At 41.4% G+C, this 26,999-nt stretch carries 26 protein-coding genes; 15 read left to right on the top strand and 11 right to left on the bottom strand.

Annotated features, from left to right (window positions below):
* Window positions 1–58: 58 nt before the first annotated feature.
* Both mpl and LVY74_RS15700 read left to right on the top strand, forming a co-directional pair.
* Window positions 59–1,426 (top strand): UDP-N-acetylmuramate:L-alanyl-gamma-D-glutamyl-meso-diaminopimelate ligase, encoded by a 1,368-nt coding sequence (gene mpl / locus LVY74_RS15705; RefSeq protein WP_237815840.1) that lies wholly within the window; start codon window positions 59–61, stop codon window positions 1,424–1,426.
* A gap of 174 nt (window positions 1,427–1,600) precedes the next feature.
* Window positions 1,601–2,197: an undecaprenyl-diphosphatase gene (locus LVY74_RS15700; protein ID WP_237815852.1), complete on the top strand. Its 597-nt coding sequence runs from the start codon at window positions 1,601–1,603 to the stop codon at window positions 2,195–2,197.
* Window positions 2,198–2,333: 136 nt separating this feature from the next.
* On the opposite strand, the gene LVY74_RS15695 is transcribed toward LVY74_RS15700, so the two are convergent.
* The gene (locus tag LVY74_RS15695; RefSeq protein ID WP_151709598.1) at window positions 2,334–2,855 is read right to left on the bottom strand and encodes a DUF1543 domain-containing protein; all 522 of its coding nucleotides are present in this window, start codon (window positions 2,853–2,855) and stop codon (window positions 2,334–2,336) included.
* A 352-nt stretch (window positions 2,856–3,207) separates the two neighbouring features.
* Between LVY74_RS15695 and LVY74_RS15690 the strand changes: the two genes are divergently transcribed.
* The 4 genes from LVY74_RS15690 to LVY74_RS15675 all read left to right on the top strand — a co-directional run bounded on the left by LVY74_RS15690 (window position 3,208) and on the right by LVY74_RS15675 (window position 6,891).
* Complete coding sequence (locus LVY74_RS15690; RefSeq protein WP_237815839.1) at window positions 3,208–4,158, top strand: TerC family protein; 951 nt, start codon at window positions 3,208–3,210, stop codon at window positions 4,156–4,158.
* Window positions 4,159–4,454: 296 nt separating this feature from the next.
* Window positions 4,455–5,768: a guanine deaminase gene (gene guaD, locus LVY74_RS15685; RefSeq protein ID WP_237815838.1), complete on the top strand. Its 1,314-nt coding sequence runs from the start codon at window positions 4,455–4,457 to the stop codon at window positions 5,766–5,768.
* Window positions 5,769–5,959: 191 nt separating this feature from the next.
* On the top strand, window positions 5,960–6,487 hold the full coding sequence (hpt, locus tag LVY74_RS15680) for a hypoxanthine phosphoribosyltransferase (protein WP_151709595.1): 528 nt from the start codon (window positions 5,960–5,962) through the stop codon (window positions 6,485–6,487).
* A 152-nt stretch (window positions 6,488–6,639) separates the two neighbouring features.
* The gene (locus LVY74_RS15675) at window positions 6,640–6,891 is read left to right on the top strand and encodes a GlsB/YeaQ/YmgE family stress response membrane protein (RefSeq protein WP_237815837.1); all 252 of its coding nucleotides are present in this window, start codon (window positions 6,640–6,642) and stop codon (window positions 6,889–6,891) included.
* Between the two features lie 53 nt (window positions 6,892–6,944).
* On the opposite strand, the gene LVY74_RS15670 is transcribed toward LVY74_RS15675, so the two are convergent.
* Both LVY74_RS15670 and dmeF read right to left on the bottom strand, forming a co-directional pair.
* The gene (locus LVY74_RS15670; RefSeq protein ID WP_237815836.1) at window positions 6,945–7,643 is read right to left on the bottom strand and encodes a DsbC family protein; all 699 of its coding nucleotides are present in this window, start codon (window positions 7,641–7,643) and stop codon (window positions 6,945–6,947) included.
* 104 nt (window positions 7,644–7,747) lie between these two features.
* On the bottom strand, window positions 7,748–8,689 hold the full coding sequence (dmeF, locus tag LVY74_RS15665; RefSeq protein WP_237815835.1) for a CDF family Co(II)/Ni(II) efflux transporter DmeF: 942 nt from the start codon (window positions 8,687–8,689) through the stop codon (window positions 7,748–7,750).
* Between the two features lie 57 nt (window positions 8,690–8,746).
* Here dmeF and LVY74_RS15660 point away from each other — a divergent pair, with 57 nt between their 5' ends.
* Together LVY74_RS15660 and LVY74_RS15655 are read left to right on the top strand one after the other, a co-directional pair.
* A complete protein-coding gene (locus LVY74_RS15660) occupies window positions 8,747–9,013 on the top strand; it encodes a metal/formaldehyde-sensitive transcriptional repressor (protein ID WP_151709592.1) in 267 nt (88 codons plus the stop codon).
* A gap of 162 nt (window positions 9,014–9,175) precedes the next feature.
* On the top strand, window positions 9,176–9,625 hold the full coding sequence (locus tag LVY74_RS15655; protein ID WP_237815834.1) for an SRPBCC domain-containing protein: 450 nt from the start codon (window positions 9,176–9,178) through the stop codon (window positions 9,623–9,625).
* A gap of 85 nt (window positions 9,626–9,710) precedes the next feature.
* Here LVY74_RS15655 and mnmE read toward each other — a convergent pair whose 3' ends face one another.
* From mnmE to rpmH, 5 genes are all read right to left on the bottom strand, one after another.
* Window positions 9,711–11,066, bottom strand: a complete 1,356-nt coding sequence (gene mnmE / locus LVY74_RS15650; RefSeq protein WP_237815833.1) for a tRNA uridine-5-carboxymethylaminomethyl(34) synthesis GTPase MnmE — start codon at window positions 11,064–11,066, stop codon at window positions 9,711–9,713.
* 103 nt (window positions 11,067–11,169) lie between these two features.
* The gene (yidC, locus tag LVY74_RS15645) at window positions 11,170–12,915 is read right to left on the bottom strand and encodes a membrane protein insertase YidC (RefSeq protein ID WP_237815832.1); all 1,746 of its coding nucleotides are present in this window, start codon (window positions 12,913–12,915) and stop codon (window positions 11,170–11,172) included.
* A 2-nt stretch (window positions 12,916–12,917) separates the two neighbouring features.
* Window positions 12,918–13,241, bottom strand: coding sequence for a membrane protein insertion efficiency factor YidD (gene yidD, locus LVY74_RS15640; protein ID WP_151709579.1), 324 nt, complete (start codon window positions 13,239–13,241; stop codon window positions 12,918–12,920).
* A gap of 9 nt (window positions 13,242–13,250) precedes the next feature.
* Window positions 13,251–13,640, bottom strand: a complete 390-nt coding sequence (rnpA, locus tag LVY74_RS15635) for a ribonuclease P protein component (protein ID WP_151778113.1) — start codon at window positions 13,638–13,640, stop codon at window positions 13,251–13,253.
* 31 nt (window positions 13,641–13,671) lie between these two features.
* The gene (gene rpmH / locus LVY74_RS15630) at window positions 13,672–13,806 is read right to left on the bottom strand and encodes a 50S ribosomal protein L34 (protein ID WP_000831329.1); all 135 of its coding nucleotides are present in this window, start codon (window positions 13,804–13,806) and stop codon (window positions 13,672–13,674) included.
* A 642-nt stretch (window positions 13,807–14,448) separates the two neighbouring features.
* Here rpmH and dnaA point away from each other — a divergent pair.
* From dnaA to gyrB, 4 genes are all read left to right on the top strand, one after another.
* Window positions 14,449–15,843 (top strand): chromosomal replication initiator protein DnaA, encoded by a 1,395-nt coding sequence (gene dnaA / locus LVY74_RS15625; RefSeq protein ID WP_237815831.1) that lies wholly within the window; start codon window positions 14,449–14,451, stop codon window positions 15,841–15,843.
* A 114-nt stretch (window positions 15,844–15,957) separates the two neighbouring features.
* A complete protein-coding gene (gene dnaN, locus LVY74_RS15620) occupies window positions 15,958–17,106 on the top strand; it encodes a DNA polymerase III subunit beta (protein ID WP_111896229.1) in 1,149 nt (382 codons plus the stop codon).
* An 8-nt stretch (window positions 17,107–17,114) separates the two neighbouring features.
* Entirely contained in the window at window positions 17,115–18,233 is a 1,119-nt protein-coding gene (gene recF / locus LVY74_RS15615; RefSeq protein WP_237815830.1) for a DNA replication/repair protein RecF, read from the top strand.
* A 9-nt stretch (window positions 18,234–18,242) separates the two neighbouring features.
* On the top strand, window positions 18,243–20,711 hold the full coding sequence (gene gyrB / locus LVY74_RS15610; RefSeq protein WP_237815829.1) for a DNA topoisomerase (ATP-hydrolyzing) subunit B: 2,469 nt from the start codon (window positions 18,243–18,245) through the stop codon (window positions 20,709–20,711).
* A 44-nt stretch (window positions 20,712–20,755) separates the two neighbouring features.
* On the opposite strand, the gene LVY74_RS15605 is transcribed toward gyrB, so the two are convergent.
* Window positions 20,756–21,301: a VTT domain-containing protein gene (locus LVY74_RS15605; RefSeq protein WP_237815828.1), complete on the bottom strand. Its 546-nt coding sequence runs from the start codon at window positions 21,299–21,301 to the stop codon at window positions 20,756–20,758.
* Between the two features lie 320 nt (window positions 21,302–21,621).
* On the opposite strand from LVY74_RS15605, the gene LVY74_RS15600 reads away from it, so the two are divergent.
* Window positions 21,622–22,020 (top strand): hypothetical protein, encoded by a 399-nt coding sequence (locus LVY74_RS15600; RefSeq protein ID WP_237815827.1) that lies wholly within the window; start codon window positions 21,622–21,624, stop codon window positions 22,018–22,020.
* Window positions 22,021–22,039: 19 nt separating this feature from the next.
* Here the strand turns inward: LVY74_RS15600 and LVY74_RS15595 are convergent, their stop codons facing one another.
* The gene (locus tag LVY74_RS15595) at window positions 22,040–23,977 is read right to left on the bottom strand and encodes an ATP-binding cassette domain-containing protein (RefSeq protein WP_151778415.1); all 1,938 of its coding nucleotides are present in this window, start codon (window positions 23,975–23,977) and stop codon (window positions 22,040–22,042) included.
* Between the two features lie 186 nt (window positions 23,978–24,163).
* Between LVY74_RS15595 and erpA the strand changes: the two genes are divergently transcribed.
* The gene (gene erpA / locus LVY74_RS15590) at window positions 24,164–24,499 is read left to right on the top strand and encodes an iron-sulfur cluster insertion protein ErpA (protein WP_111896235.1); all 336 of its coding nucleotides are present in this window, start codon (window positions 24,164–24,166) and stop codon (window positions 24,497–24,499) included.
* A gap of 66 nt (window positions 24,500–24,565) precedes the next feature.
* Here erpA and LVY74_RS15585 read toward each other — a convergent pair whose 3' ends face one another.
* Window positions 24,566–25,693 carry an anhydro-N-acetylmuramic acid kinase gene (locus LVY74_RS15585; RefSeq protein WP_151778414.1) on the bottom strand — a complete coding sequence of 376 codons (1,128 nt, stop codon included), beginning with the start codon at window positions 25,691–25,693 and terminating at the stop codon, window positions 24,566–24,568.
* 61 nt (window positions 25,694–25,754) lie between these two features.
* Between LVY74_RS15585 and tyrS the strand changes: the two genes are divergently transcribed.
* A complete protein-coding gene (gene tyrS / locus LVY74_RS15580) occupies window positions 25,755–26,987 on the top strand; it encodes a tyrosine--tRNA ligase (protein WP_151778413.1) in 1,233 nt (410 codons plus the stop codon).
* The last annotated feature ends 12 nt before the right edge of the window (window positions 26,988–26,999 follow it).

Below are 26,999 nucleotides of genomic sequence, written 5' to 3'. Positions count from 1 at the left end.
CAATAATTTCAAATAAACACACGATTCAACAGATCGGGAACAGTGGAGTAGGCGAGCGATGCATCTGCATATTTTGGGTATTTGTGGCACTTTTATGGGCTCATTGGCACTTTTAGCCCGCGATCTTGGACATACCGTGACAGGGTCAGACCAAAACGTTTATCCACCGATGTCGACCCAACTGGAAAATGCAGGCATTACCTTAATGCAAGGCTATGATCGTAGCCATTTGCAGCCACATCCTGATTTGGTGATTGTCGGAAATGCCATGAAACGTGGTATTGATGCTGTGGAATATATGCTGAATGCTGGCTTACCGTACATTTCAGGGCCACAGTTTTTAGCCGATCATGTCTTGCAAGGTAAACATGTGCTTGGTGTCGCAGGAACACACGGTAAAACCACCACGACGACTATGCTTGCTTGGGTATTAGATCAGGCAGGTCTTAATCCTGGTTTTCTAATCGGTGGTGTTCCACTTGGCTTTAGTCAAAGTGCGCGTTTGGGTGGCGGTCAATATTTCTGTGTTGAAGCCGATGAATATGATTCTGCATTTTTCGACAAGCGTTCCAAGTTTGTGCATTACCATCCAAAAACTGCGATCTTGAATAACCTTGAATTTGACCATGCCGATATTTTTGATGATTTGGCAGCGATTCAAAAACAATTCCATCACCTTGTTCGTACCATTCCAAGCGAAGGACGGATTATTGCTCCAATCACTGAAAGCAATATTGATACTGTTTTAGAGATGGGCTGCTGGACACCTGTGGTGCGTACTAGCCTTGCTACCCATGAGAAAGCGGAACTCTCAGCCGAACTCGTTTCTGCGGATGGCAGTCATTTCAAAGTGCTACAACATGGCGAAGTGAAAGCTGAAGTTCAGTGGAATATGACAGGGCAACACAGTGTTGCCAATGCACTGGCGACTATTGCCGCTGCCGAACATGTTGGAGTTTCGATTGAGCAAGCCTGTGCTGCCTTGTCTTGTTTTGGTGGAGTCAAACGCCGTATGGAATTGCTTGATACCGTGCATGGCATCGAAGTCTATGATGACTTTGCTCATCATCCTACTGCAATTGAAACCACACTCGACGGCGCACGTAAACGTCTCGGTGAACGCAAACTTTGGGCAATCATTGAACCTCGTTCCAATACGATGCGTATGGGCAGCCATAAAGATCTGCTGGCGCAGTCTGCGCGTTTAGCCGATGATGTAATTTGGTATCAGCCAGAAGGTTTGGATTGGGACTTGCAGCCTGTGGTCGATGCTGCGCCCAACCAAGCGACTGTGGCGCGCTCGCTAGATCAGATTATTTCAACAATCTGCCAACAAGCAGGCAAGGGCGATGCTGTGGTGATTATGTCGAATGGTGGATTTGGTGGATTACATCAAAAATTGATCGCGGCCTTAAAAGCTCAATAAGCATGTAAAATCAAAATTAAGCAGTGTTTAAACACTGCTTTTTTTATCGTTATAAAAAACTCAAACTGTATTAAAAAACAGCAATTATTACAAAACTGTAACTTTTCTATTTTATTGGATTGAAATGATTTCTTTATGATAGCTCGATTTGATTCGAGGCTTTGGCTCATGCCCATGTCATTTGAAGCACTCAATTTAACTTGGTTCGAGAAAATCAATGCATCGCAAAATGCTAGCAATGCCATGATTGATCTTGCGATTTTTATTGCCAATGATGTGCTTTATCTGCTGATTTTGTTCTTATTGTTTCTCTGGTTTTATGGCGATCAACAGTTGAAAGAACGGGCTCTGAGAGCTGTCTTTTTTACGGCGATTGCACTCGGTATTGGTTTTATTATTTCAACGCTCTACTACCATCCAAGACCCTTTGTGATGGGTGTAGGTCGCACATTGATTCATCATGCTCCAAATGCCTCTTTTCCAAGCGATCATATGCTGATCTTTAGCACGATTGCTTGGTCTTACCTATTTTCTGGACGTAAATTTGCAGGAAGTTTACTGTTAGTTTTAGCAGGTTTAGTCGCTTGGTCACGTGTCTATCTGGGCGTGCATTTCCCAATGGATATGCTCGGTGCATTTTCTATTGCTTTCTTGGTCAACATTTTAGGCATCTGGATTTGGAAACTTGCAGGTCAATTTATCCTAGAAAGCAGCACCCAGTTATATGCCACTGTGTGTAAACCCTTATTAGAAAAAGGCTGGATTAAATAAACCAGCATACTCTGCCAAATATGTAAGCAAGGTGATGACCTCTCCATCAACACCTTGCTTTTTTTAAATTTTTCTTTCTAATTTAAATAATTTCAATGACAAAACCATGTCAGTAAAATGACAGTTCTTTGAAAAATTAGTCCAAAACAATATAAGCATTTTCAAAGTGATTTTCTTTGAAATTGCCTTGAACCAAATGTACGGCATAACCATCAATCAAATCTAAAGCCAGACATTCATCAATATCAATTACTGCATCGGTATGTGCTTTACGCCAGTGCTGTTCAATATGCAGTTTACCTTGTTGTTTGGCATCGGCAGGGTTCATACCTGCGACCACCACATAGCGGTGAAACTCACCAAACTCATCTGCCAAATATGCACCTAAGTTAATCAGATATAGCTTTAACTGGCTGAACATTGGCTGAGAATAATGTGCAATTTCAACCCGATAGTTCACACCTTGATATTGCACGCCACGAATACACATCCACGCATCAATATGCAAACCTTGTGGTACGCCAAACCAACGCTGCTTAAGCTGTGGATAACTTTGTTCAAGCTGCGGATAAATCACAGGGATAATATCATGGACTTCAACACGTGCCTGCGCATGCTTTCCACCAAGCAGCACAATAAATAATTGAGGTTCTGTCATGATATTTAACCTTACATCTTATAGTGTAGAAAAAAATTGCACCTGCATAAAAATTATGCCATTCTAGTTATACATTAGGATTTACGAAATTAAATCACTAATACGAAATTAAGTTTGACAAGGGGAGTAGCCTCCTCCAAACGTAACTGCACTATCATAACAAACATAGTAAAAGTTACGTGTCAGATATCGTCAATACACTTTGCAAAAAGTCGGTATCTGAGCATCATACCTAGTGTGATGTAGGCAAGACCTTGATCATGTTGACACAGATGTTTTTTCATCTGGCGACAGGTCAAGGTTTTTTTATGGATACCACCCGACCCGAAGCCAGATGATGAGGAGAACACTCATGCAATCTATTGGCAGTCTCGGACTCTATCTGGCATTTTTTGGCATTGTTGCCATCATGCTGATCATTGATTTTATCGGTTTCAAAAACAATAAATCAGACCAAGTTTCATTGAAACAAGCTGGTTACTGGAGTATTGCTTGGGTTTCAGTTGCGATGCTGTTTGCTGGTGGGCTGTGGTTGTATTTGCAACAAACCGCATCTTTAGCAATTGCCAACCAAAAAACCTTAGAATATCTCTCAGGCTATTTACTGGAAAAATCCCTCGCCATCGACAACGTGTTTGTCTGGCTGATGATCTTCTCAGCTTTTGCGATTCCGCCTGCATTACAGCGTAAAGTGCTGCTCTACGGCGTACTCGGTGCGATTGTCCTACGTACCCTCTTTATTTTTATTGGTGCATGGCTCGTCCAAGAATTTTCATGGATTCTGTATATTTTCGGTGCATTTCTGGTCTACACAGGTTTTAAATTCCTAAAAGGGCAAGATGAAGATGCCAATATTGAAGATATGGCATTACTCAAATGGTTACGCAAACATGTTCCAATCACCTCAACTTTACGTGGCGATCAATTGGTTGTCTTTGAACAAGGTAAACGCTGGCTAACACCATTATTTGTTGTTCTGATTTTGGTTGAGTTTTCTGATGTAATTTTTGCGGTGGATTCTATTCCTGCAATTTTTGCCGTGACCAGTGATCCATTTATTGTATTGAGTGCCAATCTCATGGCGATTTTAGGTTTACGTGCCATGTTCTTCCTGCTCGCAGGTGCGGCTGAGAAAATGCATTATCTACCATATGGATTAGGCATTATCCTGCTGTTTATTGGTGCAAAAATGCTACTCCTTGATGTATTTCACATGCCAATCTGGATTTCATTAGGGTTTATTGTTTTTGTTTTAGCAATCACTGCTGTTTTGTCCCTACGCCATCAAAAACAAACTCAGTAACATCATTCCCTAAGCACATCGCCATATGGTCAGTTTGGACTTTATGGTGATGCAGGCTCAGCTAAAATCAGTAAGGTCAATAGAAATCGAACTGAGAAAAACCTTACCGAATGAATGGAAATATCTTGGATTTAACCACAGCATTTCTATGCCATAGCTGAACTTGGAATAGTTTTTGCTAAATTAAAAAATAAAAAAGCCAAATTTTTAGGGTGCTCACAGCACCCTTTTTTATGGTGCTTCAATCCCTTCAAATACGTTACAATCGCTCGAAAAAAGTAAAAAGTAGGTTTTTCATGACACATTGTTCTCCGATCAGCGTTATTCGTGGTCGTTTCTTAGATATCCAACAACTGGTTCAACACCCTTCTGAAATTGCGGAACAGGTTCGTTATCTGGAAGATGCCGTGCTGATCAGCGAGCATGGAAAAATCAAATGGTTTGGCACATGGCAAGATGCACAGCCACATTTACCAGAAGATGTCGAGATTCAACATTATCCTGAACAACTGATCGTTCCTGGCTTTATTGATACCCATATTCACTATCCACAAACCGAAATGGTCGGTGCTTATGGTGAACAACTTCTAAGTTGGCTCAACACCTATACCTTTCCAACAGAGCTTCAATTTAAAGATCGCAATTATGCTGAACACATTGCCCATTTCTTTATTCAAGAACTCTTGAAAAATGGCACAACCACAGCACTTGTGTTTTGTACGGTACATCCTGAATCGGTCGATGCACTGTTTCAAGCCGCAGCAAATTTCAATATGCGTCTGATCGCAGGCAAGGTGATGATGGATCGACATGCACCTGAAGACCTTTGTGATACTGCTGAGAGTAGCTATACAGACTCGAAAGCCCTCATTGAAAAATGGCATGGGCAGGGACGGGCATTGTATGCCATCACTCCTCGCTTTGCCCCAACGTCAACACCAGAGCAATTGGAAAAAGCAGGGCAGCTCAAACAGGAATTTCCAGATGTTTATGTCCATACGCATTTGAGTGAAAACAAAGATGAAATTGCATGGGTCAAATCTCTCTTCCCTGAGCGTCAAAACTATTTGGATGTGTATCATCATTATGGTTTGACAGGTCAGCGCTCTGTCTTTGCGCATTGTGTGCATTTAGAAGATCAAGAGTGGGACTGCATGCATGCTACAGATTCAGCGATTGCCTTTTGCCCAACCTCAAATCTGTTCTTGGGCAGTGGTTTATTCCCACTCAATAAAACATGGGAAAAACAGGTCAAAGTTGGCTTAGGTACCGACATTGGCGCGGGAACATCTTTCAATCAGCTACAAACCCTGAATGAAGCCTACAAAGTTCAACAACTTCAAGGTAATAAACTTTCAGCCTTTGAGTCGCTGTATCATGCGACATTAGGCGGTGCAAAAGCATTAGATCTACAGGACAAGCTCGGCAATTTTAACCTCGGCAAAGAAGCTGATTTTGTCGTGCTGGACTTAAATGCCACTGCACTACAAAGCTTACGTCAATCACATGCCAAAGCCATTGAAGACCGTTTATTTGCCCTCTTTACACTCGGTGATGACCGTAATGTTCATGCGACCTATGTGTATGGACAATGCAAATTCAGCAAATAAAATCTGATGTTTAAGGGCTAAATTGCGCGAAAAATCAATGATCCTGTGTCTCTTCTTACATTTTATTGAGCAAGAAAAGATGCAGGAATGTGGAATTTGTTTTAAAATTTGCCCATAAACTCATGAATTCGAGGTGTTGCAGGTCAACACCTTTTTTATTTTTACATACTGATGTTTCTAGGTAGCTGTCCATGACTGTGCAATTAAGCGTAATGATTTCTGAAGAGGCGATTCAAGCCAAAGTCAAAGAGCTCGGTGAACAGATCAATGCTCACTATGCTCATAGTGATAAAGAACTGGTATTGATTGGATTACTGCGTGGTTCAGTGATTTTTATGGCGGATCTATGCCGTCAAATTCAAAAAGCGCATGAACTCGACTTCATGACAGTTTCAAGTTATGGTGGTGGGACAGTATCTACGCGTGACGTGAAAATTCTCAAAGACCTCGATGGTGAAATCCGTGGCAAAGATGTGCTTGTGGTTGAAGATATCATCGACTCAGGCAACACCTTAAGCAAAGTGCTGGAAATCTTAAAAACGCGTGAGCCAAATTCGATTCAGCTTTGCACCTTGGTCAGCAAACCATCACGCCGTGAAATTGATCTCGATGTGCAATTCCTTGGCTTTGAAGTCGAAGATAAATTCATTGTCGGTTACGGTCTAGACTATGACCAAAAATACCGCCACTTGCCATTTATTGGTGAAATTGGTCTGTAAAAAGATGTTGATTTAAAGTGGCGCAGGTCGCCACTTTTTTATTTTTAATCACAAAATATAACGTGAATTATCAATACTCTACTATTTTCAACCATCTTCATCCTGCACACTAATTTCAATCTATTTCATTCAGGAACAAAAGGAGCAACAACATGTGGCATCTGATTGTTGTGATTATTATTGGTTTTATTGCGGGGCTCATTGCACGTGCTTTGCATCCTGGCGATGACAAAGCAGGCTTTATTGTCACGACCTTACTCGGGATCGCAGGCTCATTTGTTGCCACTTATGGCGGACGAATGCTTGGACTATATAGCGCACATTCATCAGCAGGTTTTATTGCCTCTGTGATTGGTGCAATTGTAATTTTAGTGATTTACAACTTCATCCGTAAAAATACCTAAAATTCAATTTTCTATTAAATAGCACACCTTAGAGTGTGCTATTTTTTTAAATTTTATAAGCCATTTTGCTGCCAAAATGCCTGAATTTGCTCGGCTGAAGTATAGCCTAATGCCCGATAACCATTGGCAAAAATAATCCCTGGCGTTCCTTCAATTTTCAGTTTTTGACCGAGTTGTAAATTGCGCTGAATCGGATTGGCACAACTTGAACTGGCATTTGACATGAAGCCGCGCCCAATCAAATTATCCCAAGCATAATTGCGGTTTTCACTGCACCACACTTGTTTCGACGGTACGATGGATTGCGGATGAATTGGATACAAGAAACGATAAATCGTAACATTGTTCAATTTTGCGAGTTCTTTCTCTAATTTTTTACAATATGGGCAATTCGGATCAACAAAAATTGCCAATTGATGTTGACCATTGCCTTTAACCTGTTTTAACGCATCTTGAAAGGGAAGGCTACGCCAATCCACACGGTTATTTTGAATTACTAAATCTTGCGTTAAATTTTTCTGATCTTTTAAACGAATCATGCTGCCAAGCATGACATGCTGACCTGCTTCATCTAGATATACGATCTGATTATCCAGATTGGCACTATATAAACCATGCACTTCAGTCGGTGCAATATTTTGAAAATTCAGGTTCGGATACTGATGCTTAAGTTGATTACTTAAACTGGTGACATCGGCAAAGGTGGCACTTGAGCAGCATAATGCCAATAACCAAAGGCTTAATTTTTTCATGGCTCAGCACTTCCTTAAAAAGTGCTGATTGTAGCGGATAACAATTTTCTAAGTATGCAACCCAAGCGTTGTAAATTTGTCAGTAGGTTTCACGTGGAACATGCTTAGCTTGGATTGATTTCAACCGAAATATGTACAATTTCTTCATGAATGGATAATGCTTCACGCACCTGATCTGCACTTAAAGCATGCGCAGTTTCCAATGCCAAGATGCAGGAAAATTTCCCTTTACCCACTTTCCAAACATGTACATCGGTTACATTTACAGGGATATCGAGCTGTTCAATCACTTCATAAATTTCAGCAACCACAGGATGATCCATTTCTGCATCGAGTAAAGTTCGACCTGTTTCACACATCAAACCCCAAGACCACTTTGCCACCAAGACCGATCCAACAATACCGAGTACTGCATCTAAAAAGTTCCAACCAAAATACTTGGCTGCTAGCAAGGCAATAATTGCAAATACTGAAGTCACCGCATCGGCAATCACATGGATAAATGCCGCTTTCTGATTTAAATCATGATGATGCTCATGTCCATGATGATCATGATCGTGGTGATGGTGATGGTGATGGTGATGGTGATGGTTAGGATCATCATGTAGCAGCCACGCACAAACCAAATTCACCACCAATCCAATCACTGCAATTAAAATCGCTTCATTATAATGAATAGGCAATGGTGTGAATAATCGCTCAATGGATTGAAATGCCATAAATAAGGCAACAACCATCAATAAAATTGCGCTGCTATAACCTGCTAAAATTTCGATTTTCCACGTACCAAAACTAAAACGCTGATCTTTTGAATAATGACGTGCAGCCCGATAAGCCACATATGCCAAGCCCAAAGCCAACATATGCGAACTCATGTGCCAACCATCTGCTAAAAGTGCCATGGAGTTAAAAATCCATCCTCCAGCGACTTCAAAAACCATCATGACACCCGTTAAAATGGTCGCCCACAAAATACGTTTTTGAGCCAGAGGATTTCCTTCATCAAACTGATGATCATGAGATCGTTTTGAATCGATACGTTGCATTTTTAGATTACTCAAATATACTCCCCCATAGTATATTTATTTTTTTTGAGTTCGGATATGAGCCATCTTCATCAAGATAAAAAAATATTGAATCGTGTGAAACGCCTAAAAGGTCAAATTCAAAGTGTGGAGCAACACCTTGAAGCAGGTGATAGCAGTTGTATCGAAGTTTTGCAGCAAGTTGCTGCCATTAAAGGCGCAATCAATGGTTTAATGAACGAGCTAACTGAGCAGCATTTACGTCATCATGTCTTAGGCGATGAAACCGTCGTGAATGAAGTCGAACTTGACGAGTTTTTAAAATTGCTCAAACGTTATTCTTAATGTGACTCAGGCACAGTCATGCTGTATTTCTTAGCATGACTCAAACTTTTAAAATAATTATAATTTATTGATATTTATTTAAATTTCAATTACAAAATTCATCGGGAAAAAATTCAAAAAATCCTTTATGGTTAAGACACTTTTATAAGAAAAATATAATTTATGCGTACAACGATTCAAACAGAAATCATCATCAATGCGCCACTTGAGATTGTGTGGAACACCCTGATGCAATTTGAACATTACCCTAACTGGAATCCATTTATTCATCAGATTATTGGCGATGTCAAAGTTGGCAATAAAATCAAAGTCACCCTACAAGACCCACAGAAAAATAAAATGTCATTTCATGCAGTGGTTTTAAACAAACAAGAAAACCAAGAATTCAAGTGGAGAGGTAAGCTGCTGATCACAGGTCTATTTGATGGAGAACATTGCTTTCAACTCAACACGATTGGCAAAAATCAAACTCGACTGATCCATAGTGAAGAATTTCAGGGTATCTTGGTTCGAGCATTTTTAAAAACACTCGAAACCAAAACCAAGACTAACTTTGAGCGAATGAACCAAGCCCTTAAACATGAAGCTGAGCAACTATTTTCTCTCAGTTGATGTACTTAATCTTATCCACATCTCAATAGGTTTTATCCACAGTTGATTCACTCAATGTGGATAAAATACCGTAGAAACGATGTGCTTATTTTCCGATACAAAACGAACCGAAGATTTTACCAAGTAAATCATCTGCACTAAATTCACCTGTAATTTCACCCAAGGCATTTTGGGCAAGACGCAGTGATTCAGCGACCAGCTCACCTGCATGAAAATCGACCAACTGCACACGTGCTTCTGCCAAATACTGCTGTGTGCGCTTCATTGCATCTAAATGACGTGTTCGCGCAATAAAGGTATCTTCTTCAGGATGAAAGCCTGCGTGCGCTGTAATCGCATCTATGAGCGCCTGAACACCCATTTCCTGCTTTGCCGACACTGTAATATGACGAAAGCCCTGATATTCACCAATTGCAGGTGTATTGTCAGTCAAATCACATTTATTGGCGATCAGCATCAAACGGCGCGGCTCTAAATGTTCTGCAAAATAATGCTGTGCCAGTTGCAGCGGATCTTCACCTTGGCTTAAGTCATAGACCAGCAGCAATAAATCTGCCTGTTCAATTTCTTTGATGGCGCGGCGAATCCCTTCTTTTTCCACAATGTCGCCTGTTTCGCGTAAACCTGCAGTATCGGTCAGGGTAATTGGCAATCCATTCAGACTCAATTTTTCATGCAAGACATCACGAGTTGTCCCTGCAATATCGGTCACAATCGCACGTTCAACCCCAGCCAAAGCATTCAGTAAACTAGATTTACCTGCATTGGGTTTACCTGCAATCACTACCTGTAAACCTTCGCGAAGTAACTGACCTTGACGTGCGGACTGTTGCACGGATTGTACTGAACTTTGTACATCTTCGAGCAAAGCCAAAATTTTACCATCGGCCAGAAAATCAATTTCTTCTTCAGGAAAATCAATCGCAGCTTCCACATGCAAACGCAAGTGAATCAATTTTTCCAAAACGGTATTCACTTTATTGGAAAATGCGCCTTGCAAGGAGCGGACTGCAGAGCGTGCAGCCGCTTGCGAAGTTGCATCAATCAGATCGGCAATCGCTTCAGCCTGCACCAAATCCAGTTTGCCATTTTCAAAGGCGCGCATGGAAAATTCACCTGCTTTAGCAGCAGTTGCACCAAGTTCAAGTAAACGCGCAAGCAGGGCATTCTGAATCACAGGTCCACCATGTCCCTGTAGCTCTACCACATCCTCACCAGTAAAGGAATTGGGGTTAGGGAAGCATAAGACCAAACCCTCATCCATGACTTCGCCCTGAGCATCGTAAAACTGGCGAAAACCTGCCATTCGGGCTTTCGGCAAGTTCTTCTGACTGATTGCCTGAGCAATCGCATAGGCTTTAGGGCCTGACAGTCGAATGACACCGACACCACCACGACCGGGCGGCGTTGCGATAGCAGCAATGGTGGTTTGGTTTTGCATAACACACACCTAAATTTATCAATATTCAGTCAAATAAAAATCCGCCTAAGCGTAACATCTTAGGCGGATTTATTCAGCAGTTGTCTGCTTGGTCTAGTTGAGATTAAGCACTCGTTTGAGTTTCACGTTGCTTTTTCACACTTTGTGCAATAAACCACTGCTGTAAAATCGTAATACTGTTGTTCACAATCCAGTACAACACCAGACCTGCGGGGAAGAACAGCATAAATACCGTAAAGATAATCGGCATTAAACGGAACACTTTTGCTTGCATTGGATCAGCTGGTTGAGGATTCAACATTTGCTGAACGAACATGGTTCCACCCATAATTAATGGCAAGATAAACCATGGATCCATTGCAGATAAGTCAGTGATCCACGCTAGCCAAGGTGCATGACGCAACTCAACACTTTCCATTAACACCCAATACAATGCCAAGAAAATTGGCATTTGCATGAATAATGGCAAGCAACCTGAAAGCGGGTTCACCCCTTCGCGTTTGTACAAAGCCATCATTTCTTGAGAGAAACGCATACGGTCTTCGCCAAACTCTTCTTTCATGCGTTGCATTTCAGGTGCAATCACACGCATTTTAGCCATTGAGCGATAGCTTTTTGCAGACAATGGCCACAAAATCATCTTCACAACAACCGTCAATAGAATAATTGACCAGCCCCAGTTCCCCAAGAACTTATGGAAAGTTTCCAAACCAAGGAACAACAGTTTTGCAATTGGCCACAACCAACCATAATCCACAGTTTGGTTTAAACCAACTGCTAGATCTTTCAGCTCAGACTGTACTTTTGGACCCGAATAGAATGTCGCATTGACTTCCATTTTTGTGCCTGCAGGTACAGTAATCGAAGGTGAAGTGAATCCAATAATATTCATCTCTTCACCAGCTTTACGTGACTGTAAAGTGGCTGTGTAAGGTTGACCATTGGCTTGAGTCAGCTTCAATGAACCTGGAATCCAAGCACTGACAAAATAGTGCTGAACTACAGCAACCCAACCACCTTTGGCTTGAACATTCAACTTATCATCATTGAAATTAGCAAATTTCAATTTGTTGTAATGCTCATCAGGGGTACCCCAAGCTCCACCAAGATAAGTCCCTAATTGGAAGATACCTTGACTTGATTTACCTGGATCGACTGAGTTATCACGTTTGATCTGACCAAAGAACTGACCTTGCCAGTTTTGCTGGCTACGGTTCATGACCTGATAACCGACTTCAATCGGGTAATCACCCTGTTTGAAGGTAAAGGTTTTCACAATCTCAACACCATTGGCAGTTTTATAAACCATTGGCACTGTGAGAACTTTTACGGTTTTACCGTTTTCAGTTACCGTTTTTGCATCATTTAAGGTATAGCTGTTTTTCTCTACCTCAAAATCAGGACGTCCATTTGCACTGCCGTCTGGTCCATTGGCACCAATTAAACCAGATTGTGCGACATAGGTACGTTTATTATCGCTTTCCAACATCACGAAAGGCTGATCACTGCCTTTGCTTTCATCATGTGCAAGCAATTCAAGACGCACAATATCACCGCCTTTTGGAGTAATCCAAAGACGATATAAATCTGTTGCGACAGTAATCAAATGCTGATTCGCTGTTGCAGAAGTAGTGTTTGCTGCTGCTACAGTATTTGCCTGTGGCATATCTGTAGATGCTGTATTTTGACTGTTTGGCAAATCTGCAGACACATCACGTGACACAACCGCTGCACTTTGCTGCTGCGGTGTGTTATTTGCGTGTCCATAGTCTTTTTGCCAAGCCAAAATAAGCAAATAAGCGGTAACCAACATGGCACCGATAATCGCAAACCTGGCCCATTGTTGCATAGCTATGACCCCAAGTAGTGAGAGTAATTTTGGTTCAAGAAACGTTCACGAAAGGGTACAGTAACATGAAGCGTTTGAGAATCGATTTGCTGAAAGGAAATAAAACGAACACCCTTTGCAGGCACAGGATCATAGCCTGAACCTCCCCAAGGGTGACAGCGACACACTCGACATGTCGTTAACCACAAACCACGTCGTGCACCGTGCATTTGTAAAGCTTCCAATGCATATTGTGAACAAGTAGGAATATAACGACAACGCGGTCCAAGTAGAGGACTAATCGCAATCTGATAGAGACGTATAAACCAATGCAGGATACGAACCATTGGTCATCTCTACTTTTGTGGGGAAATAGACGTATTATTTTGACGCTTATGTGCCAAGCGATTGAGTTTTTGCCAAGCAAATTTTAATTGCTGGTGCAATTCAGCATTTGAAATATTTTCAATGCCCATTTTAGGCATAACAACAATGTCCAACGAAGCAATTGCTTGTTGGTTCAGGCGAAAACTTTCGCGAGCGATCCGTTTTATTCGATTTCTTTCATGTGCTCGACGAACTTTCTTTTTTGCAACAACCAATCCAAGACGACTATTCGTTTCACTTGGTTTTGCTAAAAAAAGAAAATGGGGTTGATGCACTTTAAAAAGCGCACCATCGAACACACTTTTGTAATCTACAGCACAGCGTATGCGAACATCTGTGCTGAAACTATAAAGTGCCATACACCCAAGTCGATGAAGCGTTAACTTTAAATTATACAGTTAAGCTATGACGACCTTTTGCACGGCGACGAGCTAGAACTTGACGACCAGCTTTAGTTGCCATACGAGCACGGAAACCATGAACGCGTTTACGCTTTAATTCAGATGGTTGGAATGTACGTTTCATACAGAAACTCCCAAAAATTGATCTATCTATAAAGGTTCGCGATTTTATTGTGCATTTAGCGTACTGTCAATCAAAAAGCTGTTTTTTACGCTATTTCTTACATATTTCTGAAAAAATACATATCTTCAAATCAATATGTGTGTAAAAAATAGAATTTAGAGAATTCAAATCTTACATATTTTTAATTTTATCTATGATGTCATTCATTTTGATCTTACTTACTGTTGTTCAATCTACTTTAAAAAATAAATTTAAATTCAAAATAAACCGATTTATCCACAAAACTTATCCGCCTTATTAATTAAATTTAAATTTTAAAATTCAAATTTATTATTATTAGTGTTGATATTTTTTGTGGATAATCAATTATTTCTAATAATAATCATATATTTATGTTGTGGATATTATTGTTGTTATCTTTTTTATAAAATGTGGATAACTTTGTGATATATTTTATCCACAGGTTGTGTATAAACTTATCCACAAGTATTTTGCGAAACTTTAGAGAGATTGAATTGCTATTTTTTATGCAAATCTGTGGATTTCTCTATGACAGATGTGGATAACTTGGTTAGAATACCCACCCCCTGCTGTTGAAGTACGGGGAATCTTTTTATTTAAGTCGGTACGTAGGGGAATCTCATGCTTTGGACAGACTGCTTAACTCGCTTGCGACAAGAGCTCTCTGATAATGTCTTTGCCATGTGGATTCGCCCATTGGTTGCTGAAGAGCATGAACAGATCTTACGTTTATACGCGCCAAATCCGTATTGGACTCGTTATATTCAAGAGCATCATCTTGAGTTGATTTCCATATTGGCTGAGCAGCTTTCAGAAGGTCGTATTCGCCAAGTTGAGATTATGGTGGATTCTCGTCCTGGTGCAATTTTAAAAGCCAGTGAACAGCCAGCAACAACAACAGCAGCTCTGGAAACACCTGTACCCAGTCCATCTCGAAAAGAAAAAGAATCTGAAGTCGCCCCTGTTGCTCAACCTGTGTCGAAACTGAGCAAGAAACGCCAGTTAAACCCTCTCTTTACTTTTTCCTTATTTGTTGAAGGACGTTCTAACCAAATGGCAGCTGAAACCTGCCGTAAAGTACTTACTCAGCTCGGTGCATCTCAGCACAACCCATTATTTCTTTATGGACCTACGGGTTTGGGTAAAACGCATTTAATGCAGGCCGTGGGAAATGCGCTATTACAAGCCAAACCAAATGCACGTGTGATGTACATGACCGCAGAAAGTTTTGTACAAGATTTTGTGAGCTCTCTGCAAAAAGGCAAAGTTGAAGAGTTTAAGAAAAACTGCCGTTCTCTAGATTTGTTACTGGTTGATGATATTCACTTACTGGCGGGTAAAGAAGCCAGTCTGGTGGAGTTCTTTTATACGTTTAATGCGCTGTTAGATGAATCTAAGCAAATTATTCTAACGTCGGATCGTTATCCTAAAGAATTAACTGAATTAGATCCTCGTTTAGTTTCACGTTTCTCTTGGGGATTATCAGTTGGGGTTGAACCACCTGATATTGAAACCCGTATTGAAATTTTGTTGAAAAAAGCCGAAAGCACTGGCGTTGATTTACCCCGTAACTGTGCACTCTTTATTGCTCAGCAAGTGGTTGCCAACGTTCGTGAGCTTGAAGGGGCACTCAACAAAGTTGTTGCGATCTCACGCTTTAAAGGGTCTACAATTGATCTTGATATTGTACGTGAATCGCTAAAAGATGTTTTGGCAATTCGGGCAAGAACCATTAGTACTGAAAATATTCAACGTGTGGTCAGTGAATATTTTCGTATTCCACTCAAAGAATTAGTTGGACCAAAGCGTACCCGTATTTATGCACGTCCTCGTCAGTTAGCCATGGGATTAGCGCGTGAATTAACAGGTGATAGCTTTCCTGAGATTGGTATGGCATTTGGTGGACGTGATCATAGTACCGTGATGCATGCTTGCGAAAAAGTACAAAGCTTACGTGAAGAAGATCCAATTTTTGATGAAGATTATAAGAATTTAACCCGCCTGTTACAGAGTTAAAATCCAAAATTTATTGAAGAGAAAAAGTCGAGTTGCAATGTATAGGCTTCTGCCGCATAGTACTCGACTCAACCCCCTATTTGTCTAAAAAGATACCTGTTAGAGGAATGCATTGTGCGCCTAAAAATCGCGAAAGAGAGTCTGTTAAATGTACTATCTCATGTTGTTGGGGTCGTAGAACGTCGACATACTTTAAACATTTTATCTAATGTCAAAATTCAAGCTTCTGCACAAGCATTGACCATTACAGGGTCGGATTTAGAAGTTGAATTGGTGGCAAGCATGCCATTTGCCGAAGGTGCATGTTTACAGGCAGGGGAGACGACAGTTCCTGCACGTAAACTTATGGATATCTGCAAATCTTTACCAAGCGCGGCGTTGATTGATTTACAGATTACTGAAGATCAGCGTTGTATCTTGAAGTCAGGTAATAGTCGTTTTGTACTTGGAACCTTACCTGCGGAAGACTATCCGTTATTAACGACTGAAAATACCCAAGGTACTCAGGTTCAGGTGACTCAACGCGAACTCAAACGCTTATTTGAAAAAACTGCGTTCGCGATGGCGGTACAAGATGTACGTTTTTATTTGACGGGCACTTTGCTTGAGATTGATCAAAACCAACTTCGTGCAGTAACCACCGATGGTCACCGTTTGGCACTCTGTGAAACTTCTGCTGCGTCAACTGCATCACAGCCGTTACAAGCGATTGTTCCACGTAAAGCCGTGGGTGAGTTACAACGTTTATTGACCATTGAAGATCAGCCGTTAACGGTTTTGATTGGTCGTGAATTGTTGAATGTCACCATTCAATTGCCAAGCCGCGATAAAGAGCAGGGCAGTGTTACAGTTCGCTTCACGACAAAATTGATTGATGGAAAATTCCCTGACTACCGCCGCGTGATTCCTCGTGGTGGTGACAAACATGTTGTGATTGCACATGACGTGTTTAAACAGTCTTTGCAACGTGTTGCGATTTTAAGTAATGAAAAATTACGTGGCGTATTCTTAAACTTCTATACCGATACCCTGCAACTGCGTGCCAATAACCCAGAGCAAGATGAAGCGAGTGAAGACTTAGTCATTCAATATGCCGATGAAGCATTGGAAATGTCATTCAACGCACAATACCTACTTGACGTTCTCAGTGTCTTGGATGGCGATGATGTCACCATGACCATGACTGAGGCAAACCAATCGGTATTGGTTCAAGATCCTGCTCACGCTGACCAGACTTATGTGGTCATGCCAATGCGTGTGTAACGACGCCTATGCATATTACGCGTTTAAGTATCGAACGTGTGCGTAACATTGAAATGGCTGCAATGCCTTGCTTGCAGCCATTTAATGTTTTTTATGGTCAGAATGGTTCAGGGAAAACTTCAGTTTTAGAAGCCATTCATTTACTGGCAACAGGACGTTCTTTTCGTACCCACCTTCCTAAAAATTATATTCAGCATGAGCAAAGTCATGCATTAATTTTCGCCCAAGCGGGTCAAGATAAAATTGGTATTCAAAAATTTACTTCGGGTGAGCAACTGATTAAGGTTAATGGCGATAGTATTGCAACCCAAGGTCAGTTGGCTAAAATACTTCCCTTACAACTGATTGAACCACAAAGTACCGATATTATTGATCATGGCGCAAAGCCAAGACGACAGTTGTTGGACTGGCTGATGTTCCACGTGGAACCTGACTTTTATGCGACATGGCAAGCCTATACTCGAGCTTTGAAACAGCGAAATAGTTTATTAAAAACTCAGCGACATCTGACATTGCTGGATCTTGAGCCGTGGAACAGGTTGCTGAGTGAATATGGTGAAATGTTGCACCATCAACGCATGAGTATTGTCCAGCATTGGAATCAGTATTTTCAGCAGGATATTCAGTATTTATTGCCTGATGTTGAGATTCGTCTGGAATATAGCGCAGGCTTTCATGAGAAAGAAGGTTTGCTGCAACAACTGGTTTCAGCACACGATAAAGACAAAGAGCGACGCTATACCGAATATGGTCCACATCGGGCAGATTTACGTCTAAAAACAGCGTTAGGCGATGCCGATACTGTCCTGTCGCGTGGGCAAAAAAAATTGCTGATCATTGCGTTAAAGCTGTCACAGATTGCAATGCTACATGCGAGTAATAAGGAAACTGTGGTATTATTAGATGATTTGACGGCAGAGCTTGATAATGCTGCCCAACGACGTTTATTGGAACGTTTAAGCCAACTGGGTAGTCAGGTTTTTTTGACCACTTTGGATCATGAGTTGGTACAGAAACATTTACATGATCTATCTATTTTTTATCAATTATTCAATGTAGAAAACGGCAAGATTCACAGTATTCAAGCTGATCAGCAGCCTGTTGAATCTGTCGTTCACAATGACTAGGGAGAAAACATGAGTTCAGAGTCTCAACCTGCTTCTCAAACAGAACAAACCAATGAAAAGGCTTATGATTCCTCTAGCATTAAGGTTTTACGAGGTTTAGACGCTGTACGTAAACGCCCTGGGATGTACATTGGGGATACCGATGATGGTACAGGTTTGCACCATATGGTCTTTGAGGTCGTTGATAACGCGATTGATGAAGCTTTGGCGGGGCATTGTGACGAAATCGTGGTGACGATTCATGAAGATGAATCAGTTAGTGTGTCAGACAACGGTCGTGGTATTCCAACCGATATTCACCCAGAAGAAGGTGTTTCTGCCGCAGAAGTGATTTTGACCATTCTGCATGCAGGCGGTAAATTTGACGACAATAGCTATAAAGTTTCTGGTGGTTTGCATGGCGTTGGTGTTTCGGTGGTTAATGCTTTATCGAGCAAACTACAACTGACGATTTACCGCGCAGGTCAAGTCCATGAACAAGAATATCAACATGGCGATCCGCAGTATCCACTTCATGTTGTTGGCACAACAGATAAAACAGGAACCATCGTCCGTTTTTGGCCAAGTGCAGAAACCTTTAGCCAGACGATTTTCAATGTCGATATTTTAGCGCGTCGTCTGCGAGAACTTTCTTTCTTGAATGCTGGTGTACGCATTGTTCTACGTGACGAACGTATTCACCTTGAGCATGTATATGATTATGAAGGTGGCTTGTCTGAGTTTGTGAAATACATTAACCAAGGCAAAAACCATCTGAATGAGATTTTCCATTTCACTACTCAGGCTGAAAATGGCATTGGTGTTGAAGTTGCATTGCAATGGAATGATTCTTATCAGGAAAATGTTCGCTGCTTTACCAATAATATTCCGCAAAAAGATGGTGGAACGCACTTGGCAGGTTTCCGTGCGGCATTGACCCGTGGCTTAAACAGCTACATGGAAAATGAAAGCCTGTTGAAAAAAGAAAAAGTCGGTGTCACAGGGGACGATGCCCGTGAAGGCTTGACCGCGATTATTTCTGTCAAAGTGCCAGATCCGAAATTCTCATCACAAACCAAAGAAAAATTGGTCTCGAGTGAAGTGAAACCTGCGGTTGAGCAGGCGATGAATAAAGAGTTTTCGGCTTATTTATTAGAAAACCCGCAAGCTGCAAAATCAATTGCAGGCAAAATTATTGATGCCGCACGTGCGCGTGATGCAGCCCGTAAAGCCCGTGAAATGACGCGTCGTAAGAGTGCGCTGGATATCGCAGGTTTACCAGGGAAACTGGCAGACTGTCAGGAAAAAGATCCAGCGATGTCTGAACTTTATCTGGTCGAGGGTGACTCAGCTGGTGGTTCTGCGAAACAGGGGCGTAACCGTAAGATGCAGGCAATCTTGCCGCTGAAAGGTAAAATCCTGAACGTGGAACGTGCGCGTTTTGACAAGATGATTTCTTCAGCAGAAGTGGGTACGCTGATTACCGCTTTAGGTTGTGGGATCGGACGTGAAGAATATAACCCAGACAAATTGCGTTATCATAAAATTATCATTATGACCGATGCTGATGTCGATGGTTCACACATCCGTACTTTGTTGTTGACATTCTTCTTCCGTCAAATGCCTGAACTGGTTGAACGTGGACATATTTATATTGCTCAGCCACCTTTATATAAATTGAAAAAAGGTAAGCAAGAACAATATATTAAAGACAATGATGCTTTGGAAACTTATTTGATTTCTAATGCGATTGATGAATTGTCTTTACATGTGAGTGCAGAAGCTCCTGCGATTGCGGGTGAAGCTTTAGCAAAAGTGATTCAAGATTACCAAGTTTCACAAAAGAGCTTGCATCGTTTAACTCAGCGTTATCCAGCAAGTTTGCTAGATGGTCTATTGGCAGTTGAAGCCTTTAAATCTGAACGAAATGTTGAGCAAGACTATGTACAAACATGGGCTGAACATTTGCAGGCTGAAATTACCAAGCTTCAACCAAGTCTTCGCCCAGAAGTTTCATTAGAAAGCTTTGATGTCGAAAATACCGATGGAACCAAAGTAACCCATTACTGGCCACGTATTACTGTTTATGTGCATAACTTGCCACATGCTTATTTACTTGATTCAGGTCTATTAAACTCTGCTGAATATGCACGTCTATTAAAGAACTCGAAAAGCTGGTTTAGCTTGCTAGAAGAGGGCGCATACTTGCAAAAAGGCGAGCGTCGTATCGTTGTGAGTAGCTTCCATCAAGTTTGGCAGCATATCTTGCAGGACTCACGTCGCGGCATGATGATTCAGCGTTATAAAGGTCTGGGTGAGATGAATGCTGAGCAACTTTGGGAAACCACTATGGATCCTGAAAACCGTAATATGCTACAGGTGACGGTTGATGATGCGATTGAAGCAGATCGGATGTTCTCTTGCTTAATGGGTGATGATGTTGAACCGCGTCGTGCCTTTATTGAAGAAAATGCATTGAATGCTGATATTGATGCTTAATTGAGTTAGGCATCTAAGAACGAGCACCCGTAATGGGTGCTTTTTTATTGAAATATAATCCAGAGGGTAGTTGCACAGACATAGCCAATACCCAGCATTACACCAATCCATAACATTGCACCAATCAAGTTATAAACAATGAAATAGGAATAACGCATGCCGCCTGAACCTGCAGCAAATGGGGCAAAGGAACGAATTAATGGTACAAAACGAGCAAAAATAATGGTTTTTCCACCATGTTTTTGGAAAAAGTGATTGGTTTTATCGAGGTACTCTTGTTTGATACATCCAAAACGACAGTTTAAGATTTTTGTGCCTAAATAAAGTCCCGTATAATAATTGACAATATATCCCAAGGCTGCAGAAAGAAATAACAGGATGAACATGTATTCAAGATGAACAGAACCTGCTGAAGCGCATAATGCACCGAGTGCAATCAGTAAACTATCTCCTGGTAAAAAAAACATAGCAATACAGCCTGTTTCTAAGAAAATGATTATAAAAACAATGGCATATATCCATAACCCATATTCTTGTAAAATGAGTGGAAGTTGCTGTTCAAGGCTAAACAGAAAATCAAGAATATGCATAATTGAATGCCTTTACTCTATCTATTTGATTTATAAAATATAAATTAATAATATTTTGCTTTAGAGTGTATATTATCTCCATGAGCAAAACATCTTTATGGATAATTCAGGACTTATCCACAGTTATCCACATTTTCCCCGAAGTTATCAACAGCAATGTGATGTGAGATGACCCATAATCTTCCAAGAAATTTAGCATTCACAATGATTGAATATCAATCTTTATCCACCGCTTTTAATTTGTTTTTTCTATATATTTTGCTGAGAAAATCACAAACTGTTAAGGTACTTCTTACTTTAAATGCAATTCTCATCTTCGTATGAATCAGATTACAAAAAATTTAGCGATTGTAATATTTGGACTAGGCTGCCTAGATACATCTGTACATGCTGCAACAACATGGACTTCAATTTTTAAAGATAAAAATATTGAAATTCAGTTAGATAATGGCTCATTGTTGACTCCTCAGGGAACGATTAATGTTTGGGCAAAGAATATTACTCAAACTAAAATTGTGTATATGCAGTATGAAGTACAGTGTAAGCCTCAAAAACGATTCAATATCATTGCAGTCAATGCCAAAGAACGCAAAAATAATAAAGATGTTCCCATTCGTTTAGCTGCGAAAAAAACAAGTTTGCATACTGCACCACGTAATAGTCCTGCCGAGTCTGTGGTCAATGCAGTCTGTGGTACAGGAAAAAACAAAGCCCAGTAATCACTGGGCTTTTAAGCGTTTAATCTTCAAATGAACCCTCAAGTTCTTCGAGTTCCATCATCAACTCCAGCATTTTTTCTTCCAGTTGCTCAAGTTGCTGCTTCAGATCTGTTTGCTCATTCATCAGTTTGAGTAAATCATCTTTACGGTTGGCTTCATAAAGACTTGAATCTGCCAATTGCTGTTCAATTAAGGTTAAACGTGGCTGTAATTTTTCAACTTTCGCTTCCGCATTTTCAATATTTTTACGAATCGGACGGGTTAAATCGCGGCGACGAGCGGCTTCTTTACGCTGTGCTTCTTTATCGGTTTTTGAAATCGCAGGCTTTTCTTCAACCAAAGATTTGACAGGCGCAGCAGGTTGTTGCCCATTTTTCATCATGTCGATACGAGCTTGACGCAACCAGTCTGCATAAGCAGTTAAGTCACCTTCAAACTCTTTACTTCGACCTGCATGCACTAAAATCAGCTCATCGCAGACACTGGCAATTAGTTGGCGTTCATGCGACACCAACACCACAGCACCTTCAAAGTCCTGTAAAGCCATAGTTAAAGCATGACGCATATCTAAGTCTAAATGGTTGGTCGGTTCATCTAGAATCAAGACATTTGGGCGTTTCCATACAATTAGGGCTAAGGCTAAACGCGCACGTTCACCTCCTGAAAAGCTTTCAGAAGGGGTGTCCATACGTTCACCACTAAAGCCAAAACTGCCTAAGAAAGAACGTAAAGTCGCTTCACTGATTTTAGGGTCAGCGATCCGCGCCAGTTGTAGCATTGGGCTGGCATTGCCATCTAAGGCATCCATTTGGTGCTGAGCAAAGTAACCGATATTGAGTAACTCAGATGCCTTACGATGACCACGCATGAGTGGCAAATCACCCACCAGTGATTTAATCAGGGTTGATTTACCCGCGCCATTCATCCCCAATAAACCAATACGACTGGTCGGAGTAATCTGCAAATTTACATCAGTCACAATCAGTTTTTCACCATAACCAATATCTGCGTGTTCCAGTTCCAGTAGTGGTGAACTCATTTTGGTCGGTTCACGGAAACTGAAAGTAAATGGCGTATCGACATGTGCAGCAGAGAGTTCCTGCATGCGTTCGAGCTGTTTGATACGGCTTTGTGCTTGTTTGGCTTTGGTGGCTTGTGCTTTAAAGCGGTCAATATATTTCTGCAAATGCGCACGCGTTTCGAGCTGTTTTTCGTAAGCTTGTTGCTGTTGGGCAAGACGTTCGCTACGGGTACGTTCAAAGGTCGAATAGTTACCTGTATATAAAATCAGTTCCTGATTTTCGATATGTAAAATATGATCGGTAATCGCATCGAGGAAATCACGGTCATGCGAAATCAGTACCAATGTCCCTGCATACGCTTTAAGCCAGTCTTCCAGCCATAAAATCGCATCCAAGTCCAAGTGGTTGGTCGGTTCATCAAGCAGCAGCAGATCTGAACGACTCATCAGGGTACGTGCCAGATTCAAACGCATCCGCCATCCACCCGAAAAGCTGGCAACACTCAGTTCAGATTGATGTTCAAAAAAGCCTAAACCTGCCATCAATTGCGACGCTTTGGCAGGGGCTGAGTAACCGTTAATTTCATCAAAACGCCCATATAAATGTGCGAGTTCATCATTATTAAGTTCATCAGGGTGATCCAGTTTGTGCTGAATCTCCCAATATTCCTCATCGCCTGAAAGCACGAAATCAATCGCTTTCATGTCGAGGGCTTCGATTTCCTGTGCCATATGTGCCACAGTCCAGACATTTGGGCGACTGAGCGAGCCGCTGTCTGATTCCATCCCGCCAAGCAGGGCTGAGAATAAAGTTGATTTCCCTGCACCATTGACCCCAGTTAAACCGATTTTCCAACCAGGATGCAGTTGCATCGAGGCTTTTTGAAATAACACGCGTCCACCGCGACGTAAGCTGAGTTGGTCAAGCTGAATCATAAAATTTTAACTGGGTAGCAATTTGTGCTTATTCTAATCAGGAATCCTCATAAAACCAAATTGCCATGTTAAAATTGAGTAAATTGCTAGGAATTGAATTTTTCCAACAGCAGCCCCATTTTGAATATGCTATGATTGCGCAAATTGTCTTCAGACAAGACGAAATTGATGTGAGGAATGCCCACGATGAGTACTCAAGCTTTAGTGCTTACAGATAATGCTGCAAATAAAGTCCGCCAACTTCGTGATAGTGAAGGCAACGAAGCGTTGATGTTGCGTGTATATGTGACTGGCGGTGGCTGTTCTGGTTTTTCTTACGGCTTTAACTTTGCAGAAAGTGCCAATGAAGATGATGCGGCTTTTGAAAATGGCGATGTTAAAATGCTGGTTGACTCTTTAAGCTATCAATACTTGGTCGGCTCAGTGGTTGACTATGTTGAAGGTCTTGAAGGCTCACGCTTTATCGTGCAGAACCCAAATGCAACAACAACCTGTGGTTGTGGTTCATCATTCTCGATCTAATTCGAATATTAAAAAGCCCTGCCGTAATTGATGAGCAGGGCTTTTTTTATGTCTAGAAAATAGTGTTTAAACCGCAGTCATACTGCCTAAAATGCGTAAACCTTGAGCGCCTGTCACCGCAGGTAAGTTACCACTTAACTGTTTGACAAAACGCATCGCTAACCAAGCAAAAGCAGTCGCTTCGACCCATGTTGGCGATAGTCCTAAAACATCTGTGGTTTGTACAGCCCAGTGATGTTTACGCAAACGCCAGCGCAATTGCTCTAAAATATGCGAGTTATAGGCACCGCCACCGCAAACATAAACTTCACCATTTTCCAGCCCTGAACGGTAAATGGCTTTTTGAATGGCACGAACAGTGAGTTTGGCTAAAGTCGCCTGAATATTTTCAGGAGTATCTTCAAGCTCTTCATACAAAATATCGTTGCGCCAGTCGCTAAGTTGTTCATCCAACCATTCTAAGTTGAAGTCTTCACGACCTGTGCTTTTCGGTGGCTCTTTAGAAAAGAACTCGTGTGCATATAGTCGATCCATTAAAGCGCGAATGGGTGTGCCATAGGCTGCCCAATCACCATTTTCATCATACGGATGTCCCGTATAACGTTCACACCATGCATCCATTAAAATGTTGGCTGGGCCAGTATCGAATCCATAGACCTTTTCAGGCTGATCCGCAGGCAAAATGCTGACATTGGCAATTCCACCCAAATTTAAAATCACCCGATCAAGCGAAGCATGTTGAAACAAGGCCTGATGAAAGGCAGGCACGAGCGGGGCACCTTGTCCACCTGCTGCCATGTCTCGGCGGCGGAAATCTGAAACCACAGGAATTTGCGTGAGTTCGGTAATAATGTTTGGATCACCGATCTGCAAGGTAAAACCATGTTCAGGACGATGGCGAATGGTTTGCCCATGTGAACCAATGGCGATAATTTTTTTACGGTCAAGCTGATTTTTTTCAATCAGTTGGTTAATGCCCTGTCCAATCATCGTGGCAAGTGCAACATCGGCTTTACCCATCCGATCAATTTCATTGTCATCAGGTAAAGTCAGTGCCATGAGTTGATCTTGTAAGTCAGGATCAAAAGGCACAGTAAGTGTTGCATGAAGTTGTAAAGGGTCAAATGAGGCGGCTACGATGTCGACACCGTCCATACTTGTTCCCGTCATCACTCCAATATAGATGTCTGACATGAGCAACAAAGCCTGCAATATGCTGAAAAAGTGTTAGTATATCGCACAAATTGAATAACTGATGTGTTTGGATTTTGTGATGTCAAATTTCTTACCTGCTGAAGAACAGCTTGCCCTGATCCAACGTGGCACGCATGAAATTATCTCTGAAGAAGACCTGTTAAAAAAACTGAAACAGAACCGTCCTCTTAAAATTAAAGCAGGCTTTGACCCAACTGCACCTGACTTGCACCTTGGGCATACTGTTTTAATCAACAAATTAAAAACATTCCAAGATTTAGGGCATGAAGTATATTTCTTGATTGGTGACTATACCGCGATGATCGGTGATCCAACAGGAAAGAGTGCAACTCGTCCACCATTGTCACGTGAACAAGTATTAGAAAATGCCAAAACGTATCAGGAACAGGTATTTAAAATTCTTGATCCAAATAAAACCAAAGTGGTATTTAACTCAGAATGGTTTGCAACCAAAACTGCGGCTGACTTAATCCAGTTGGCATCTCAGCAAACCGTTGCACGTATGCTTGAGCGTGATGACTTCACGAAGCGTTATAACAACCAGCAACCGATTGCGATTCATGAATTCCTGTATCCATTGGTACAGGGTTATGACTCGGTTGCTTTGCATGCAGATGTTGAATTGGGTGGTACAGACCAAACCTTTAACTTGTTGATGGGTCGTACCTTACAAGGTCGTTATGATCAAGAAGCGCAAGTGTGTATCACTGTACCAATTCTAGAAGGTCTGGATGGCGTCAATAAAATGTCGAAATCACTCGGCAACTATATTGGTGTGTTTGATGCTCCAGGCGCGATGTATCAAAAAGTCCTTTCAATGCCAGACTCTTTGATCGAACGTTATTTTGATTTGCTCAGCTTTAAATCTTTAGACGAAATCAAAACCCTGCTAAAAGAAATTGCAGAAGGGCGTAATCCACAAGAAGTGAAGAAAATCCTTGCGCTTGAATTGGTCGAACGTTTCCACGGTGCTGAAGCAGCTGCGAATGCACATAAAGGTGCGGGTAATATCATCACAGAAGGTGAATTACCTGAAGGTACACCAGAAGTGACCATTTCACGTGGCGAGTTTGGTGGTGAACTATTTATTGCCTCTATTGTTCGTGCGGCTGGTTTAACCAAAAATGCAGCGGCAGCGAAAGATGCTGTGGCACGTGGTGCAGTTAAAGTTGACTGGAATGTGGTTGATGCGGGTTATTCGGTGAAAGAAAACACGACGATAATCGTTCAGTCAGGTAAAAAAGCGATTGCTCGAGTGACATTTACGGACTAAGAGTCGAAAAAC

This window comes from Acinetobacter sp. ME22 (assembly GCF_022012315.1).
Lineage (GTDB): Bacteria > Pseudomonadota > Gammaproteobacteria > Pseudomonadales > Moraxellaceae > Acinetobacter > Acinetobacter brisouii_A.
The sequence above is the reverse complement of the archived record's forward strand: the minus strand, read 5'-3'. Positions and strand labels throughout refer to the sequence as shown.

Bases quoted from the DNA above. Each gene is read 5' to 3' on its own strand.
- mpl (WP_237815840.1), top strand. From the start codon at position 59: ATGCATCTGCATATTTTGGGTATTTGTGGCACTTTTATGGGCTCATTG.
- LVY74_RS15700 (WP_237815852.1), top strand. From the start codon at position 1,601: ATGTCATTTGAAGCACTCAATTTAACTTGGTTCGAGAAAATCAATGCA.
- LVY74_RS15695 (WP_151709598.1), bottom strand. From the start codon at position 2,855: ATGACAGAACCTCAATTATTTATTGTGCTGCTTGGTGGAAAGCATGCG.
- LVY74_RS15690 (WP_237815839.1), top strand. From the start codon at position 3,208: ATGCAATCTATTGGCAGTCTCGGACTCTATCTGGCATTTTTTGGCATT.
- guaD (WP_237815838.1), top strand. From the start codon at position 4,455: ATGACACATTGTTCTCCGATCAGCGTTATTCGTGGTCGTTTCTTAGAT.
- hpt (WP_151709595.1), top strand. From the start codon at position 5,960: ATGACTGTGCAATTAAGCGTAATGATTTCTGAAGAGGCGATTCAAGCC.
- LVY74_RS15675 (WP_237815837.1), top strand. From the start codon at position 6,640: ATGTGGCATCTGATTGTTGTGATTATTATTGGTTTTATTGCGGGGCTC.
- LVY74_RS15670 (WP_237815836.1), bottom strand. From the start codon at position 7,643: ATGAAAAAATTAAGCCTTTGGTTATTGGCATTATGCTGCTCAAGTGCC.
- dmeF (WP_237815835.1), bottom strand. From the start codon at position 8,689: ATGCAACGTATCGATTCAAAACGATCTCATGATCATCAGTTTGATGAA.
- LVY74_RS15660 (WP_151709592.1), top strand. From the start codon at position 8,747: ATGAGCCATCTTCATCAAGATAAAAAAATATTGAATCGTGTGAAACGC.
- LVY74_RS15655 (WP_237815834.1), top strand. From the start codon at position 9,176: ATGCGTACAACGATTCAAACAGAAATCATCATCAATGCGCCACTTGAG.
- mnmE (WP_237815833.1), bottom strand. From the start codon at position 11,066: ATGCAAAACCAAACCACCATTGCTGCTATCGCAACGCCGCCCGGTCGT.
- yidC (WP_237815832.1), bottom strand. From the start codon at position 12,915: ATGCAACAATGGGCCAGGTTTGCGATTATCGGTGCCATGTTGGTTACC.
- yidD (WP_151709579.1), bottom strand. From the start codon at position 13,241: ATGGTTCGTATCCTGCATTGGTTTATACGTCTCTATCAGATTGCGATT.
- rnpA (WP_151778113.1), bottom strand. From the start codon at position 13,640: ATGGCACTTTATAGTTTCAGCACAGATGTTCGCATACGCTGTGCTGTA.
- rpmH (WP_000831329.1), bottom strand. From the start codon at position 13,806: ATGAAACGTACATTCCAACCATCTGAATTAAAGCGTAAACGCGTTCAT.
- dnaA (WP_237815831.1), top strand. From the start codon at position 14,449: ATGCTTTGGACAGACTGCTTAACTCGCTTGCGACAAGAGCTCTCTGAT.
- recF (WP_237815830.1), top strand. From the start codon at position 17,115: ATGCATATTACGCGTTTAAGTATCGAACGTGTGCGTAACATTGAAATG.
- gyrB (WP_237815829.1), top strand. From the start codon at position 18,243: ATGAGTTCAGAGTCTCAACCTGCTTCTCAAACAGAACAAACCAATGAA.
- LVY74_RS15605 (WP_237815828.1), bottom strand. From the start codon at position 21,301: ATGCATATTCTTGATTTTCTGTTTAGCCTTGAACAGCAACTTCCACTC.
- LVY74_RS15600 (WP_237815827.1), top strand. From the start codon at position 21,622: ATGAATCAGATTACAAAAAATTTAGCGATTGTAATATTTGGACTAGGC.
- LVY74_RS15595 (WP_151778415.1), bottom strand. From the start codon at position 23,977: ATGATTCAGCTTGACCAACTCAGCTTACGTCGCGGTGGACGCGTGTTA.
- erpA (WP_111896235.1), top strand. From the start codon at position 24,164: ATGAGTACTCAAGCTTTAGTGCTTACAGATAATGCTGCAAATAAAGTC.
- LVY74_RS15585 (WP_151778414.1), bottom strand. From the start codon at position 25,693: ATGTCAGACATCTATATTGGAGTGATGACGGGAACAAGTATGGACGGT.
- tyrS (WP_151778413.1), top strand. From the start codon at position 25,755: ATGTGTTTGGATTTTGTGATGTCAAATTTCTTACCTGCTGAAGAACAG.